9 protein-coding genes and 1 pseudogene are annotated in these 16,375 nt (G+C 70.1%); 4 read left to right on the top strand and 6 right to left on the bottom strand.

Features of this window, described 5'->3' with window-relative positions; genetic code table 11:
- Positions 1 to 113 precede the first annotated feature (113 nt).
- Both I4Q42_RS03885 and I4Q42_RS03880 read left to right on the top strand, forming a co-directional pair.
- Positions 114 to 2,968 (top strand): annotated as a pseudogene (locus tag I4Q42_RS03885) (M16 family metallopeptidase).
- Between the two features lie 78 nt (positions 2,969 to 3,046).
- Complete coding sequence (locus tag I4Q42_RS03880; protein ID WP_198574751.1) at positions 3,047 to 5,203, top strand: TonB-dependent receptor; 2,157 nt, start codon at positions 3,047 to 3,049, stop codon at positions 5,201 to 5,203.
- 15 nt (positions 5,204 to 5,218) lie between these two features.
- Here the strand turns inward: I4Q42_RS03880 and I4Q42_RS03875 are convergent, their stop codons facing one another.
- The 4 genes from I4Q42_RS03875 to I4Q42_RS03860 all read right to left on the bottom strand — a co-directional run bounded on the left by I4Q42_RS03875 (position 5,219) and on the right by I4Q42_RS03860 (position 11,873).
- Positions 5,219 to 6,553: an LLM class flavin-dependent oxidoreductase gene (locus I4Q42_RS03875; protein WP_198574750.1), complete on the bottom strand. Its 1,335-nt coding sequence runs from the start codon at positions 6,551 to 6,553 to the stop codon at positions 5,219 to 5,221.
- 1,013 nt (positions 6,554 to 7,566) lie between these two features.
- Entirely contained in the window at positions 7,567 to 8,244 is a 678-nt protein-coding gene (locus I4Q42_RS03870; protein WP_198574749.1) for a peroxiredoxin-like family protein, read from the bottom strand.
- Between the two features lie 29 nt (positions 8,245 to 8,273).
- Complete coding sequence (locus I4Q42_RS03865) at positions 8,274 to 9,224, bottom strand: ABC transporter substrate-binding protein (RefSeq protein ID WP_198574748.1); 951 nt, start codon at positions 9,222 to 9,224, stop codon at positions 8,274 to 8,276.
- A 12-nt stretch (positions 9,225 to 9,236) separates the two neighbouring features.
- The gene (locus I4Q42_RS03860; protein ID WP_232792843.1) at positions 9,237 to 11,873 is read right to left on the bottom strand and encodes a TonB-dependent receptor plug domain-containing protein; all 2,637 of its coding nucleotides are present in this window, start codon (positions 11,871 to 11,873) and stop codon (positions 9,237 to 9,239) included.
- 299 nt (positions 11,874 to 12,172) lie between these two features.
- Between I4Q42_RS03860 and I4Q42_RS03855 the strand changes: the two genes are divergently transcribed.
- On the top strand, positions 12,173 to 13,522 hold the full coding sequence (locus I4Q42_RS03855; RefSeq protein ID WP_198574747.1) for an FAD/NAD(P)-binding protein: 1,350 nt from the start codon (positions 12,173 to 12,175) through the stop codon (positions 13,520 to 13,522).
- Positions 13,523 to 13,590: 68 nt separating this feature from the next.
- Here I4Q42_RS03855 and I4Q42_RS03850 read toward each other — a convergent pair whose 3' ends face one another.
- Positions 13,591 to 13,902, bottom strand: coding sequence for a hypothetical protein (locus tag I4Q42_RS03850; RefSeq protein WP_198574746.1), 312 nt, complete (start codon positions 13,900 to 13,902; stop codon positions 13,591 to 13,593).
- A gap of 229 nt (positions 13,903 to 14,131) precedes the next feature.
- Here I4Q42_RS03850 and I4Q42_RS03845 point away from each other — a divergent pair, with 229 nt between their 5' ends.
- Entirely contained in the window at positions 14,132 to 15,133 is a 1,002-nt protein-coding gene (locus tag I4Q42_RS03845; RefSeq protein ID WP_198574745.1) for a hypothetical protein, read from the top strand.
- 338 nt (positions 15,134 to 15,471) lie between these two features.
- Here the strand turns inward: I4Q42_RS03845 and I4Q42_RS03840 are convergent, their stop codons facing one another.
- Complete coding sequence (locus I4Q42_RS03840; protein ID WP_198574744.1) at positions 15,472 to 16,308, bottom strand: LysR substrate-binding domain-containing protein; 837 nt, start codon at positions 16,306 to 16,308, stop codon at positions 15,472 to 15,474.
- Between the last annotated feature and the right edge of the window lie 67 nt (positions 16,309 to 16,375).

Here is a 16,375-nt window from a genome sequence, read left to right as displayed (position 1 = left end):
GACGCTCCGCTTGACTTCGGCGATGGCGACCGGCGACACAATGACAGGACTGTAAATATTACCGAGCGACGGCCGGGTGCTAAGCACTCGGCGTCCTCTCCCGGAGTCTCAAGATGATCCGTCCCGCCGCCCTGGCCGCTTTCGCGGCGCTGGCCGTCGCCACGACCGCCCTCACCCCAATCACGGCCGCGCAGGCCCAGGGGGCGGACAAGACGGCGGAAGCGGCCGCGATCGCCGTGCCGCCGATCGTCTATCGCGAGCGCACCCTGGCCAATGGCTTGAAGGTCTACACCTCGCGCGACGTCACCACGCCCAACGTCACGGTGCAGGTCTGGTACGGCGTGGGCAGCAAGGACGATCCGGTCGGCCGCTCCGGCTTCGCGCACCTCTTCGAACACCTGATGTTCAAGTCGACGCGCAACATGCCCAACGAGATGCTCGACCGCCTGACCGAGGATGTCGGCGGCTTCAACAACGCCTCGACCGCCGACGACTTCACCAACTATTTCGAGGTGGTGCCGGCCAACCACCTGCAGCGCCTGCTGTGGGCCGAGGCCGACCGCCTGGGCTCGCTGGTCATCGACGAGGCGGTGTTCAAGTCCGAGCGCGACGTGGTCAAGGAAGAGCTGCGCCAGCGGGTGCTGGCCAATCCCTACGGCCGGTTCTTCATCAACATCCCCAAGGCCTCCTACGCGGTCCACCCCTACCAGCGCCCGGGCATCGGCTCGATCGAGGAGCTGGATGCGGCCACGGTCGACGACGTGCGCGCCTTCCACGCCGCCTACTACCGCCCCGACAACGCCGCCCTGATCGTGGTCGGCAATTTCGACGACAAGCAACTGGACGCCTGGATCGACCAGTATTTCGCGCCGCTGAAGACCCCGGCCGCGCCGATCAGGCCCGTCACGACGGTCGAGCCGCCGCGCACCGGTCCGAAGACCGTGACCACCTACGGCCCCAACGTACCGCTGCCCGCCGTGGCCGTGACCTGGCTGGCCCCGCCGGCCGCCGATCCGGACGTGCCGGCCCTGTCGGTGCTCGACGCCATCCTGTCGGCCGGCAAGTCGTCGCGCCTCTATGACAGCCTCGTCTACGACCAGAAGATCGCCCAATCGATCTTCTCGGCCGCGCCCGACAGCGCCCAGCAAGGGCTGTTCTACGTCGGCGCGATCATGGCCGGCGGCAAGACGGCCCAGCAGGGCGAGACGGCGCTGCTGGCCCAGGTCGCCCGCCTGCGCGACGCGCCGCCCACCGCCGACGAACTGGCCGAGGCCAAGGCCGGCCTGCTGGCCGGGGCCGTGCGCGAGCGCGAGACCATCGACGGCCGCGCCAGCGCGCTCGGCTACGCCCTGCGCACCGAGGGCGACGCCGGCCGCGCCAATACCGATCTGGCCGCCCTGCAGGCCGTGACCGCCGCCGACGTCCAGCGCGTGGCCAGGAAATACCTGGCCGACGATCGCCGCACCGCCATCCGCTATCTGCCGGAAAGCGCCAAGCCCAAGGGCGAGTCCGATCCCTTCCCCGCGCCGCCCAAGGTCGCCTCGGTGCGTTATGACGGGCCGGTCACCACCCTCGCGCCGGAAGCCGAGCGGATCGCCCCGCCCGCCCCCGGTCAGCCGGTCGCGCCCGTCCTGCCCTCGCCGGTCGAAAAGACCCTGGTCAACGGCCTGCGCGTCATCGTCGCCAAGTCCAGCGACCTGCCGCTGATCACCGCCGACCTGACCGTCAAGGGCGGCTCCAGCGCCGATCCGACGGGCCTGGCCGGGGTCTCGGCCCTGACCGCCGAACTGCTGACCGAGGGCGCGGGAAACCGCACCGCCACCCAGATCGCCCAGGCCACCGAAGCCCTGGGCGCCGACCTGTCGGCCGGCTCGGGCTGGGAAAGCTCGTCCCTGACCCTCAGCGTCATCTCCGACAAGGCCGCCGCCGGCCTGTCGATCATGGCCGACGTCGCCCAGAAGCCGGCCTTCAAGGCCGAGGAGCTCGACCGGGTGCGCGCCGAGGCGCTGGATGGCCTGTCGGTCAGCTACCAGCGTCCCGGCGGCGTCGCCAACTTCGCCCTGGCGCCGGTGATCTATGCCGGCTCGGCCTATGGCCACGTGGCCGGCGGCACGCCGGGCTCGCTGCCCAAGATCACCCGCGAGGCCCTGGTGCGCACCCACGCCGCCTACTGGCGGCCCGACAACGCCGTGCTGGTGCTGACCGGCGACCTGACGCCCGAACAGGGCTTCGCCCTCGCCGAGCAGGCCTTCGGCGGCTGGACCAAGCCCGCCGGCCCGCCGCCCGCGCCGGCCAAGGGCCCCACCAACTACGCACCGCGCGAGGTCGTCATCGACCTGCCCGGCACCGGCCAGGCGGCCGTCGTGGTGGCCAAGCCGACCATCCTGCGGTCCGACCCGCGCTACTATGCCGGGCTGGTGGCCAACGGCGTGCTGGGCGGCGGCTATTCGGCCCGCCTGAACCAGGGATCCGCATCAAGCGCGGCCTGTCCTACGGCGCCGGCTCCAGCCTGACGCCCCGCGCCGCGTCCGGCGGCTTCGCGGCGACCGTGCAGACCAAGAACCAGTCGGCCGGCCAGGTGGTCGAGCTGATCAAGGGCGAGCTGACCCGCCTCGGGACCGAACCGGCCTCGCCGGCCGAGCTGCAGGCCCGCAAGTCGGTGCTGATCGGCGACTACGGCCGCGACCTCGGCACCTCCGGCGGCTTGGCCGACATCCTCGGCGGCCTGGCCGTCTACGGCGTGCCGCTCGACGAGATCCAGTCCTATACCGACAAGGTCTCTGCGGTCAGCGCCCAGGACGTGCAGGCCTTCTCCAAGGCCGAACTCGACCCGGCCAAGGCCAGCGTGATCGTGGTCGGCGACGCCAAGGCGATGGGCGACGGCGTCAAGGCCGCCACGCCGAAAGCCGTCACGATCCCCATCGACAAGCTCGATCTCGACAACACCACCCTGACCAAGGGCAAATAGGACTTGCTCGCGGAGGTGGAGCGCGCTCCACCTCCTCATCACCCCACGCCTCGCCACGGCGTCCCTGACGGCGGATCGATGTTCTGGTTGCTTTGCGTTCTCGCCGCCTCCGACGTCGCCGCGGCGCAGGCCTCGGCCTCGCCGGGCGATACGCCGGTCCAGCTTGAGGGCGTCGAGGTCACGGCCCGGCGGGGCGCTGCCGCCATGCCGCCGCAGCACGAATTGGACGGGGCTCAGATCGACGCCCTGGGCGCGGAGGACATCGCCGCGGTCGTCGGCCAGGTGAACGCCCAGTTCGGCGGGCGAGCCCCGCCGGTGGTCATCGTCAACGGCCAGCGCGTGGCCGATCCCGAGGCCTTCCTGGGCTTTCCGCCCGACGCCCTGACGCGGGTGGAGGTGCTGCCGCCCTCGGCGACGGCGACCTATGGCGGCGCCGCCGATCCCTCGCGCCGGGTGATCAACATCGTCCTGCAGAAGCAGTTCCGAAGCCATGACGGCGCGCTTACGGCCTCGGGCCCGACCGCCGGCGGCGCGACCAGCCTGATCGGCGACATCCGGCGCTCCAGCATCCTCGACCTCAACACCAGCCGTTCGGGGCTGCGGGTTTCCGGCGACACCTCGCTGCGCGCCGACGAACGCGCCGACTATCTGGAGAGCCACCCCGAAAGCGCCGGCGCCACCCTGCGCCCGCAGACGCGGCGCGTGTCGGTCGATACGGCCCGGACCCGCTCGCTGGGAACCTGGCGCGGCTCGCTGCGCGCCATGGCCTCGGCCCAGAGCAGCCGCTTCATCGCCGCGACCGGCGGGACCACGGTGGCGAACCGATCCGAAGGCCAGAGCCTCAACCTCACCGGCGGGCTGGGCGGCTCGGCGGCCGGCTGGATGATCGTTTCCTCCCTGAGCGGCCAGGCGTCGCGCAACGAGAGCTCCGGGCTGACGGACGCCCGCACGAACAACCGCTCGGCCAATCTCAATCTCTCGGCCAACCGCACCCTGCTGACCCTGCCCGCGGGGGGCATGACGATGGAGCTTTCGGGGCGGGCGTTCCGCTCCCATTCGGAGACCAAGGGCGGAACGCCGCGAAGCTTTTTCAGCAGCGGCGAGGATGTCGACCTGGCCTTGGCCGTTCCGCTGCTCAACGCCAGTACGGACAGCGGCGCGCCCTTCGGCGGCCGCCTGGGCGACGCCTCCCTGCGGCTCGGCGCCGGCATGCGCCGGGCCGATTCCGGCCAGGGCGACAATCTGAGCGGCAACCTGTTCTGGAGCCCGACCAAGAGCCTGAACCTGGTCGGGGCGTGGTCGCGCGCCACCGACGTGCCGATGGACAACCAACGCTTCGCCCCGGCCATCTATGGCGCCCCGATCGTGGTGTTCGACTTCCGCACCGGCCAGTCGGTCGAGGTTCTGCCCCTGACCGGCGGCAACCCGGACCTGCGCACGTCGCGGCGCGACCGGGTCACCTTCGGGGTCTCGAGCGGTCCTTTCACGCCTCTGAAGCTGTACGGCGGGGTGAACTACGAACGCAGCGAGGCGGTCGACGGCATCGGCTCCCTGCCGCCGGCGACCGCGGACGTCGAGGCGGCCTTTCCCGACCGCTTCCAGCGCGACGCCGACGGCCGCCTGGTCAGCATCGACCAGCGGTCGATCAACATCGCCTCGTCCCGGTCGACCTCGCTGTCGTCCAACCTGAACTTCGCCATCCCGCTCGACAAGGAAGGCGCGCCGGGGCCGATCAGCCAGGTCCAGATCTACCTCAACCACAGCATCCGGCTCAGCGACGCCACCGTGATCAGGGAGGGCCTGCCGAGCATGGACCGCCTGGCGGGCGACGGCGGCGGCGCGCCGCGCCAGGACCTGACCCTGTCGCTGAACGCCCGCCGTGGCCCCTGGGGCTTCAACGCCGGCGCCAACTGGCGCGGCGGCTACCGCATCCGCAACGAAAGCGGCCGCAACGGCGACGGCGACCTGCTGGTGGACGACTTCGGCTCGCTCAGCGTCAAGATCAGCTATCTGGTGAGCCGCCAGGCGGCCCCCCAGTCCAAAGCCCAGAATCCCGTGGCCGGCCCGGCCGGACGCCGCAATCGCGGCTTCACCCTGACCGCGGACGTCGACAACCTGCTGGACGCGCGGCCCCGCGCCCGCCTCGGCGACGGACGCCCCGCCCCCGGCTACGGCCGCGACGACCGCGACCCGCTCGGGCGGGTCGTGAGGATCGGCCTGGCGGGCAGGTTCTAGGGCCGCCAGCGCTGGCTACTCCGCCGCCGCGAGGGCGCCGGCGTAGCGGTTGACCGGGAAGTCGAGGCCGAGGTTCTCGCGGAAGGTCGTTCCCTCGTAGTCGGTGCGATAGACGCCGCGCGCCTGGAGGATCGGCACGACCAGCTCGACGAAGGCCTCCAGCTGGCCCGGCAGGCTTTCGAACAGCACGAAGCCGTCGGCGGCGCGGCCTTCGAACCAGGCTTGCAGGCTGTCGGCCACGGCCTCCGGCGCGCCGACGAAGTGGCCGCGCGGGGTGGCGAAGCGCAGGGCCGTCTCGCGCAGGGTCAGACTATCTTCTTTGACAGCGGCGACGATGCGATTGACCGCGCTCTGGTTGGAATTGGCCCCGAATTCGGCGGCCTCCAGCGGGAACGGCCCGTCGGGGTCGTGCTGGCTGAAGTCGTACTCGTTGAACGGCCGGGCCAGCATGGAAAGGGCGTTGCCCAGCGAGACCAGCTCGGTCAGTTCCTTGTAGAGCGCTTCGGCCTCTTCGGCCGTCTTGCCGACCACCGGACGGGCGGCGGGCAGCACCTGCAGCTGGTCGGGATCGCGGCCGAAGGCGGCGGCGCGGGCCTTGATGTCCTTGTAGTAGGCCTGGGCGGCGTCGAGGTCCTCGTGCGAGACGAAGATGGCGTCGGCGCGCTTGGCGGCGAAGGCCTTGCCGTCTTCCGAGGCGCCGGCCTGGAAGATCACTGGCTGGCCCTGGGGCGAGCGGCTGATGTTCAGCGGCCCCTTCACCGAGAAGAACTCGCCCTTGTGGTTCAGGGCGTGCAGCTTGGCGGGGTCGAAGAACTCGCCGCCAGCCTTGTCGAAGGTCAGGGCGTCGTCCTCCCAGCTGTCCCACAGGCCTTGCACGACATCGAGATACTCGCCGGCCAGGCGGTAGCGGACGTCGTGGGCGTAGTGCTTCTCGCGGCTGTAGTTGGCGGCGCTGCCTTCGAGCCAGGAGGTGACGACGTTCCAGCCGGCACGGCCGCCACTGATGTGGTCGAGCGAGGAGAACTGCCGGGCGACGTTGAACGGCTCGCTGTAGCTGACCGTCAGGGTGCCCACGAGGCCGATGTTGCTGGTGGCGCCCGCAAGGGCCGACAGGATGGTCAGCGGCTCGAAGCGGTTCAGGTAGTGCGGGCTCGACTTCTCGGTGATGTAGACGCTGTCGGCGACGAACAGGAAGTCGAACTTGCCGGCCTCGGCCACCTGGGCCTGGCGCTTGTAGAACTGGAAGTCGGTGCTGGCGCTGGGCTGAGCGTCGCGATGGCGCCAGTCGCCCCAGCCGGGACCGACCCCGTGCAGGATGAAGCCGAGCTTGAGTTGGCGGGGTTGGGACATCGGAGCCGTTCCGTGGGCTGAAGGAGGTGATCCTGCTTACGGCGGCGGGGCCGAGGCGATCCAACGAGATGGTCTCAAGCGGTTGATCAGGATGGGAAATAGGAGACGGTTCGGAGGTGTCGTCCTTCTCCCCTTGCGGGAGAAGGTGGCGGCCGAAGGCCGTCGGATGAGGGGCGCGCTGACATGAGACGCCCTCCAGGCCGATCCGCCTGCGGCGGATCCCCTCAGTCGCTCCGCGACAGCTCCCCCAGAGGGGGAGCATCTTGGCGCTTAGATCCTCCCCCTCTGGGGGAGGTGGCCCGAAGGGCCGGAGGAGGTAGCGCAGGCACGGGCTCGCATCCTCCCGTGAAAACTCACGAAAGCTGATGGGGAGGCGCGGAGCGGCCGGGCGGAGCCCGGAGACCGTGATGGGTTTTAGCGTTTCGGCTTCGTCAGACCGCTCCGCCGCATCGTTGGCTCGAAGGACCGGGGGCGTAGGCGCTATTTCAGCCATTGGCCCGGCTAGCCCTCGGACGGGCAGGATCGACAGCCCCGCGGTAATCCGGCGCGGCCTCGGCTGATCCTGTTGAACCGGTTTGAACGTTCCCGGCCTGTCTACCCGCTTGTCGCGTCACGGAACGGCTGACGGCCCAATCACGCCTTCTGAGCGATCCTGCAAACCCGCCCTTCCCGCAACGCAACCAGCGGCCCCGCTCGATGCGATCACAGCCGCAACTTGGGCCGGTACCAAGAGCCCTCCCCATGGCTGGGATGGGTTTGAGTATGGGGGTGGTTTGAGTGGGTGGGGATCGCGAAGGGTCGAGAAAGTTCAGGGCGTTGAGTTTGCTGGGTTCTTTTTCGAGTTCGCCGTGCGAGCAGTGTGCGTAGGGCCTCTTCTCCCTTCCCCCTTAATGGGGGAAGGGCCGGGGTTGGGGGTGGTTGCGGCGGTTCAGCTTGAAAAGACTTGCAGGTGGAACGCGCGGCTCCACCCCCATCCCAACCCTTCCCCCATCAAGGGGGAAGGGCTTTGGTCCTCAAACCGCCGCCGGGGCCGGGGTCAGGGCGCGCACCGCCGCGATGATAGGGTCGGATTCGGTGCGGACCAGCCAGTCGGGGCTGACGTCGGCGAAGCGGACGACGCCGGCGCGGTCGATGACCACCACGGCCGGCTGGGGCAGTTCCCAGGTGCCCGTGCCGGTGACGTCGCCGATGAAGCTGCCCTTGGCCCGCTGGGCGGCCTGGCTGGCCTCGTCGGCGGTGTAGGTTACGCCGAACCGGCGGCCGAGATCGTTGCCGAGGTCGGCGGCGACCTTGTAGCTGAGGCCGTGGCGCTCGCGGATCTCGCCCAGGCGCTCGGGCACCTGCGGGCTGACCGCGACCAGGGTCGCGCCGATCGCCTTCAGGGCCGGGGCCAGGGTCTCTTCATAATAGGGCAAGGCGATGTTGCAGGCCGGACAGCCGGCGAAGCGGAAGAAGATCAGCACCGCCGGGCCCTTGGCGGTCAGGCCGGCCAGGGTCAGGTCGCCGCCCTCGACGTCCTTGAGCACGAAGGGCGCGACCTTGTCGCCGACCTTGACCCAGGCGTCGGGGTCGGCGGCCTCGACCAGCCGGGCGCGCTGGTCGATATTGATCTTCAGCGCGGCCGGCTCCCAGGTACGGACGCGTTCGGCATGCAGAGCGGCAAGGCGCTCGCGCAGGGTCTGTTGGCTCATCTAGTCCTCCCTTTGGTCGTCTCTGAGGTTCAGCCGGCGACCGTCGCGTTGAACGAGCGGTCGAAGGCGTTGGCGGGATCGAGGGTCGAGGTGATCGCCCCGGCGCCCCGGAAATGGTCGAGCACCGCGCGAGCCTCGACGACCGAGCCGTCGTCGATCGGCACGGGCGCGAAGCGGTAGTAGCGGACGGTGTATTGCGCCACGTCCAGCGACAGGCCCGTCTCCTTCGACAGCACGGCGGCGAAGGCGTCGGGATTGGCGATCGCCCAGCGCCGGGCCCGGGCCAGGCGGCGCAGGAAGTCCTCGATCTGCGGGCGCTTGGTCTCGATGGCCTCGAGGCTGGCGGCCTCGTAGCCGGCGCCGAGCAGGATCCCCTCGCCGTCCACCAGGATCCGGGCGCTGTCGTGCAGGCGGGCGAGGGCCACATAGGAGCCCCAGGTCACCCAGGCGTCGATCGAACCGGCGGTGAAGGCGGCCTTGGCGTCGCCGGGGCTGAGGAAGACCAGCGAGATATCGGACGGCTTCAGTCCGGCCTTCTCGATCACCCGCAGCAGCAGGTAGTGACCGATCGAGCCGCGGCCGGTGGCGATCTTCTTGCCCTTGAGGTCGGCGGGCGCGCGGATGGCCGAGTCCTTGGGAACCAGGATGGCGGTCGCCCCGCCGCCGCTCCGGGCGGCCTGGACAGCCTTGATCTTGGCCCCGCTGGCATAGGCGAACAGGAACGGCGCGTCGCCGGCCTCGCCCAGGTCGACCGCTCCCGCGCCCAGGGCCTCGAGCAGCGGCTGGGCGGCGGGGAACTCGCTCCACTCGATCTTGTAGGGAACGCCTTCCAGCGCGCCCGAGGCGACCAGCACCGCCTTGGTGCCGCCGCGCTGGCTGCCGACCTTCAGGACGGGCGCGTCGCCCTTGCCACAGGCCGAGAGCCCCGCCGAGAGACCGGCGAGCGCGCCGAGGCCGATGATGAGCTGGCGTCTTTGCATCGCGCCCTCCCCTTAGAAGCGCTGGGTCAGGCGGGCGTAGTAGTAGCCGCCGGTGATGCCGAAGGGCGAGAAGATGCCGAATTGCAGGGTGCCCTGGTCGGCGTTGACGATGCCGATCTTGTCGGGGTGCTGGTCGAACAGGTTGTTGGCGCCGATGGCGACATTGGTGTTCGGCCGGACGTCCCAGGCGATGTCGAGGTCGGCGACCCATTTGGGGCTGTAGGTGCGGTCGAGGCTGACCGAGGTGCCGGCCTCCGTATATTCGCCGTAGCGGGTGACCCGCAGGCTGGAGGACACCGCCTTCAGGCCCCAGACCGCGCCCAGCACGATCTTCTCGCGCGGGGTGCCGACGGTGAGGTCGGAGATCTTCTGGCGGTCGAAGAGGACGAGGTTGGGATTGACCGCCTTGAGGATGGCCGGGGTCTCGGCCAGCTCGCGGACCTTGGTCTTGTTGAAGGCGTAGGCGGCGTTGAGGTTCAGCTTGCCGGCCGCGCCGAGGTCGAAGCCGTACTCTGCGACGAAGTCGATCCCCGTGGTCCGGGTCGAGACGGCGTTGGTGTAGTAGGTCGCCGTCAAGCCCTGCGGGAAGCGGGTCAGCAGACCCGCCAGCGCCGGCTGCGACGAGAGCTGGGTCACCGACAGGTCGAGATTGCTGGTGTCGACGATGCGGTCGTCGATGTCGATCTGGTAGGCGTCGAGCGTCAGGCGCAGGCGGGCCAGGGGCTCGGCGGTGATGCCGAAACTGTAGTTGGTCGAGGTTTCGGGCTTCAGCGGCGTCGCGCCCAGGGCCTTGGCCTCGGCGCTGCCCGGACGCAGCACCTTGGTCGGATAGGTCAGGTATTCGCCGGGCGTGCAGGCCGCGCCGCGGAAGGTGTTGTTGGGCGCGGCCGGGCAGAGGCTGCCGGAGATGGTCGAGGTGGCGAACAGGCTCTGGCCCAGGGACGGGGCGCGGAAGCCGTTGCTGACCGTGGCGCGCAGGGCGTAGCCGGGCAGGAACTCCCAGCGGGTGGTCAGCTTGCCGCTGGTCGTTTCGCCGACATCGCCGGTGTAGCGCTCGTGGCGGCCGGCGACGCCGACGTACCAGTTTTCGGTCAGGTCGGTCCCGACGTCGACATAGGCGGCGTAGGAATGGCGGGTGGCGGAGCCGGCGTCTTCCGGCGCGGTGCCAGCGTAGGAGGCCAGGCCCGGATTGGGGCGCAGGCCGGCGAAGGGCTGGCCAGCCGGGATCACGTAGTCGCCGACCACGTAGGAGGCCTCGTCGCCGGCCTCGATCAGGAAGTGCTCGTAGCGATGCTCCAGGCCCCACGACACCTGCAGCGGATGCGGCAGGACGCCGGTGAACTGGCGGGTGACGTCGAGGTTGTTGGTCCACTGCTGGAACTGGTGGGTCGACAGGTGGAAATAGGTCGGGCTGTCGGGGCCGAGCGTGGCGTTCAGGGTGTTTTCGCCGTCGAGCTGGGCGTGGTCCTGGGCGAAGGTGGTCGAGGCGTCCCAGGCCCAGCCGGCCGTCTGCCCGCGCGCGCCGAAGCTGGTCTGCCAGTCGAGCTCGAAGATCCGCCGCTGGGCGTTGAAGCCGTTCGGATAGACCTCGGGCAGCGAGTTGCGGTTCAACGGCCGGCCGGCGGTGACGCCGGTGACGGGGGCCAGGTTGGGCAGGAAGCTGCCGGTGACCTTCTTGGACGCGCGGTGGCTGACCGTGCCGCTGGAATAGAGCGTCAGGTCGCGCCAGGGCAGTTCGGCGTTGTAGGCCGTGGCGATGATGTCTTCCTCGCCCGGACCGTAGCTGGCGCCCCAGCTGTAGCGGTCGGCCGTGGCGTCGCGGGCGTCGGGGGTGACCGTGGTCACGCCGCCGACCGTGGTGATGGTGGGCTGGTAGAGGTATTGGGCGCGGGACGGCACGGCGCGCGAGGCGGCCTCGTTGTTCTTCCAGTTGATCGCCAGCTGCAGGAAGCCGCCGTCCTCGCCGAGCGGCCGACCCCAGGTCAGGCTGGCGGCGCGGGTGTCGCCGTCGCCCAGATAGTTCTGGCCGCCGGTGTAGGAGAACTCGCCGCCTTCCGTGTCTTTCTTCAGGATGATGTTGACGACGCCGGCGATGGCGTCCGAGCCGTACTGGGCCGAGGCGCCGTCGCGCAGCACCTCGATGCGTTCGATCGCCGAGGCCGGGATCAGGTCGAGATCGACCGGTACCCCGCCGCGGCCGACCCGGGCCAGGTTGTTGATCAGCGAGGTGGTGTGGCGGCGCTTGCCGTTGACCAGGAACAGGGCCTGGTCGCCGTTGAGGCCGCGCAGGGTGATGGCCCGCACCGTCCACGAGGTGCCGCCGCCGTTGACGCCGGGCAGGTTGAACGATGGGATCAGGGTGTTGAGCACCTCCTTCAGGCCGACCTTGCCGGTGGCGGTGAGCTGCTCGGAGGAGATGACGTCGATCGGCGCGGGGCTGTCGGCGACGGTGCGGCGCACGCCGCGCACGCCGGTGACGACGACGCCGTCCACGGAGTCGGCGGCCGCGTCGGGCGCCTCGACGGTAGGAATGGGCTCGGCGGCCAGGGCCGCGCCCGAGGCGCAGGCCAGCAGCAGGCCGGCGAAGGCGGAGCCTTTCAGGGTCTGGGAAAGGGCCTGGGAAGTCAGGGTCTGGGAAACACGAGTCAAAAGTCTATCCCCCGCGCGGTGCTCCGCGTCGTTGTATGGTCCTAGAAGGAAAGTCGTCGGCGGAGGCGACCATGGCGACGGCGTACAAATCGGGCGAACGAGTATTTCTTCGAAAGAATTCAGAGATTTATATATCTGCGCAGGCAATATGCGGCATTGCTGGCGCGCATAGTCCGTCCGCCCCGACGCGATGTTTCAGCGCCGCGAGAGGAAACCGCCGGCCCGGCTCGACAGCGTGCTTGCGCCCCGAAGGGGGATCGCCGAAGAAACCCCTATCGATTTCATAGAGTTTGCTTCGCATGGCCTCGCCCCCCGTCATCGCCGTGGTCGGCGCCGGCTTCAGCGGCGTGATGACCGCCCTGCACCTGCTGCGGGACGGCGGGGCCGCGCGGGTGATCCTGCTGGAGTGGCGCAGTCCCGTGGGCCTGGGCGCGGCCTACGCCACCCACAATCCCAGCCACCGGCTGAACGTGCGGGCGGGCAACATGAGCGCCTGGCCCGACCGGCCGGGCGACTTCACGGCCTGGATGCGCGGCCAGGGGCTGGACGTCGGTCCCGGCGATTTCGCCACGCGTGGCGACTACGGGCGCTATCTGCAAGGCCTGCTGGCCGAGGCGGCGTCGGGACCGGAGGCGGCCGGCCGGCTGGTGATCGCGCCCGACGAGGTGGTGGGGCTGGAGCCCGGCGGCGACGGCTGGCGGCTGACCACGGCCATGGGCCGGCCGATCCCGGCCAACGCCGTGGTCCTGGCCCTGGGCAATCCGCCGCCCTGCCGGCCGGCCGGCGTCGACGACGCCCTGGCCGCCTCCCCCGCCTATGTCGCCGATCCCTGGCGCTGGGATCCGAAGGCCCTGCCGCCCGGACCGGTGCTGCTGCTGGGCACGGGGCTGACCATGGTCGACGTGGCGCTGAGCCTGGAGGACGCCCTGCCCGGACGGCCGATCATCGCCCTGTCGCGCCGGGGCCTGACGCCGCGCGAGCACGAGGGCGAGCCGCCCGAGCATCCGCCCGCGGCCCCCTCTTCCGACCTTTCGCCGCTCGGCGCGGCGGCCTGGCTGCGGCGGACGGCGGGGGTGCACGGCTGGCGGACGGCGGTGGACGCCCTGCGGCCGGCGACCCAGGACCTGTGGCGCGGCTGGAGCGTGGCGCGCAAGCAGGCCTTCCTGCGGCACGCCCGGCCGTTCTGGGACGTGCACCGCCACCGCCTGTCGCCGGAGGTGGCCGCGCGGCTGGCCAATCTGCGCCAGGCCAGCCGGCTGAAGGTCGCCGCCGGCAAGATCGTGCGCCTGGACGAGGGCGCGGACGGCCGGGTCGAGGGCGCCTGGCGGCCGCGCGGCGAGATGGACGCCCAGCCGTTCACGGTGCGGGCGGTGATCAACGCCACCGGACCCACGGGCGACGTGGCCCGCTCGCGCGAGCCGCTGGTGCTGGACCTGATCCGTCGGGGCCTGGCGCGTCCCGACCCGCTGCGGCTGGGGCTGGACGTCGACGTCGACAACCGCCTGGTCGACGTGGCCGGCGCGGCGGCGGCCAGCCTGTTCGCGGTGGGACCGGCGACGCGCGGGGCCTGGTGGGAGATCAACGCCGTGCCCGACATCCGCGGCCAGGCCGCCCGGGTGGCCAAGGCCGCCCTAGCGGCGGTGCGCTGAGCCCAAATACGAAAAACCCCCGCCGGCCAGGCCGACGGGGGTGTTTTCAGTCGCCTGAGCGCTAAGGCTTACGCGCCGCCCGGGAAGCGGAACGGGACCTTCACGGTGCCGGTCTTGGCGCCCATCGGCAGCTTCTCGGCGATGCACATGGCCGCCTTGTCGAAGCCCTTGCCGGCCGCGCTGTTGTCGACGACCTTGCAGCCCGAGAGCTTGCCGGCGTCGGCGGTGCACTCGAGCATCACCTGAGCGGCGTCCTTGGTGTTGGCGAACTGCTGCAGGCAGCGGCCCATCTGGTCTTCGAAACCACCGGCGGCCGAAGCCGCTTGAGCGACGAAGAAGCTGCCGGCGATACCCGCGGCGATCGCGATCGAGAATTTCATTACCGCCCATCCCTCTTGGCGAAGAAACTTGATGGCGACGTTTTCGCAGGAGGCCGCTAACGAAGACCCAAGGTTTGCGGTTAATCTTTTCTGAAAATGATTAATGCGGTGCCGTCCGAGGGCAATTCGCTCACGGAGACCGACAGAAGAAGGCCCCGGCACAACTTTCACGGACAATTAAACGCATCTCCCGCAAAGGTGACCGGGACGTGCGGGGGCCGTGAACAGGATGACGATCGAACCAGCGACTTCGACGGAAGGCAAGAGGCCATCGTCGCGCGTCCTGCATTATGCGTTCTGGATCGTGCTGACGGTGCTGGCCCTGGCCGGCATGTCGAACGTGCTGCTGGTCTTCGGCTTCCTGATGCTCCTCCTACCGGGCCTGGTTCTGTACCTGGCCCCGACGGTGCTGCTGTACGCGGTGCTGGCCGCTCTGGCGCACCGGGCCTGGCGGACCGGCTCCCGGAAGCTTTTCGCGGCGGCCTTGGGCCTGGCCGTCCTCGTGGCCTTCGGCCCCGGCCTGATCGTCAACACGGCGCTGAAGCTGGAAGTCAGCCAGATGGGCGCCGATACGCGAGGCGAGTTCGCTCCGGTCGCCGGCGCCCGGACCATCAGCCTGACGCCCGGCCGCCTGGATTGCGAAATGGCCTGCGCCACACTCCTGGCGGAGCGCCGGTTCGACGCCGTGATCATTCCCACGCTTCAAAACAACGCCGGCGCGAGAGCCCCGGATCCGACCTTCGATTCCGCGTCGCTCTACAGGCTCGGAGACGCCGAGACCTGCGCCCGCGCCAGCGGCAGGCCCCTTACGGCGACCAATCGCCGGCCATGCATCATCAAGAGCGCCGCGACCGGCGTGCGCGCCGACCTGGTCCTGCGCATGAGGGAGACGAGGTTCCTTCCCTCGGCCCGGGAGAATGGAACCGCCTGGCGGCTGAACCCGCTGGCGCTCGGTCGACGCCAATACGCCAGCCTGGACGCCTGGAACTGTCTCGACACACGTCGGCCGTGCCGGCTGATCGCGCGCCGCGCCTCGTTCTACCAGGAGCCCATGGCGCCGATCCTGTGGATGGACCATGATCTCAGCGACTACGAGCTCTACATCAACCGCGCCTGGGCGCGTTTCAGGCGCGGCGACAACAGGCATGGCGATCGGGAGGCGCCCAGTCCATTGGACGCCGCCGCCCGCCTGAGTCCTCGCGCGCCCGACCGCGTCGCCTCTCCGGATTGAGCACCTTCAGCGACCTGTCCTCGATGCCAACATATTCCGAGCCGGCGCCGGCGCGGCGGGACACGATCCGCGAGGCGATCCGCACACTGAACACTCAAGACACGCCGCCGTCGGACGACCAGATCGCCGTTCTTCGCCGCGCAGGAGGCCCTGGCCGACGAACGCTGGACGACGGACGCCTCCACGGCCCTCAAGCGCACGAACACCCGCATCCGCGACGGCGGCCCGGGCAGCGCCTGCTTCGGCGACACCAACCGCACGCCCTACTTCAGGAAGTCGTGGCTGGAGGCCTTCCGCAAGAAACGCAACCTGCTCTAGCGCCTCTCAGAGCGCCCAGCTCATAGTTCGAGCGCCGCCGTGTGGATCAGCTCGGAGAGCTTGGCGATCGACGGGTGCGGCGCGGTTCCGGTGCGACGAACATAGGCCACTTTCGGCAGGCTCGGTAAAGCCCCGTCGGCGATCGGCTGGGCGTCGGGGCGGAACAGGCTGGTGCGGCAGGTGACCGCCAGGCCCGACTGCACGGCCGCGCGCAGGGCCGAGAGGCTGGGGGTCTCCAGGGCCACGCGGTAGGAGCGCCCTTCCCGCTCGAGCGCCGCCAGGGCCGCGTCACGGAACCGGCACGGGGACTCGAGGATCGCCAGCGGCAGGACCGGCAGCTGGGTCAGGTCCGGCTCGCCGTGCCAGACCATCGGCACCGTGCGGGCGGCGGCCGGATCGTCATAGGCACCCATGCACAGGATGACGTCCAGGCGGTCGCTGCGCAGCAGCTCCAGCAGCTCGGGCGAACCGGCCACCCGCACCTGAAGCTGAGTGTCGGGATTGAGCTGGGCGAAGCGGGCCAGCACGCCCGACAGCAGGGTCTCGGCGAAGTCCTGCACCAGCCCGACCCGGGCGGGTCCGGCCAGGGCGTCGCCGGTCAGGGCCACGACGGCCCGGTCGTTGAGGGCCAGGATATCGCGGGCGTGGCCGAGCAGGGTCTGGCCGGCCGGCGTGAGCGACAGCCGCCGCCCCTCGCGATGGAACAGCGGGGTCAGCACCGTCTCCTCCAGCCGCTTCATCTGCAGGCTGAGGGCCGACTGGGTGACGAAGACACGCTCGGTGGCGCGCAGCATCGACCCGCTGTCGACGATGGCCACGAAACTGCGGAGAAGTTCGGTCGGAAGGTTGGTCGGCATCTGGCGTCCCGTCTGACCCCGTTGAGGAACTCTAATAAGACCCCTGAGGATAAGTCTATTGATCGAG

The organism is Caulobacter hibisci (genome assembly GCF_016135805.1).
Taxonomy (GTDB): domain Bacteria; phylum Pseudomonadota; class Alphaproteobacteria; order Caulobacterales; family Caulobacteraceae; genus Caulobacter; species Caulobacter hibisci.
This window is presented reverse-complemented; position numbering and strand designations above follow the sequence as displayed.

Bases quoted from the DNA above. Each gene is read 5' to 3' on its own strand.
- I4Q42_RS03880 (WP_198574751.1), top strand. From the start codon at position 3,047: ATGTTCTGGTTGCTTTGCGTTCTCGCCGCCTCCGACGTCGCCGCGGCG.
- I4Q42_RS03875 (WP_198574750.1), bottom strand. From the start codon at position 6,553: ATGTCCCAACCCCGCCAACTCAAGCTCGGCTTCATCCTGCACGGGGTC.
- I4Q42_RS03870 (WP_198574749.1), bottom strand. From the start codon at position 8,244: ATGAGCCAACAGACCCTGCGCGAGCGCCTTGCCGCTCTGCATGCCGAA.
- I4Q42_RS03865 (WP_198574748.1), bottom strand. From the start codon at position 9,224: ATGCAAAGACGCCAGCTCATCATCGGCCTCGGCGCGCTCGCCGGTCTC.
- I4Q42_RS03855 (WP_198574747.1), top strand. From the start codon at position 12,173: ATGGCCTCGCCCCCCGTCATCGCCGTGGTCGGCGCCGGCTTCAGCGGC.
- I4Q42_RS03850 (WP_198574746.1), bottom strand. From the start codon at position 13,902: ATGAAATTCTCGATCGCGATCGCCGCGGGTATCGCCGGCAGCTTCTTC.
- I4Q42_RS03845 (WP_198574745.1), top strand. From the start codon at position 14,132: ATGACGATCGAACCAGCGACTTCGACGGAAGGCAAGAGGCCATCGTCG.
- I4Q42_RS03840 (WP_198574744.1), bottom strand. From the start codon at position 16,308: ATGCCGACCAACCTTCCGACCGAACTTCTCCGCAGTTTCGTGGCCATC.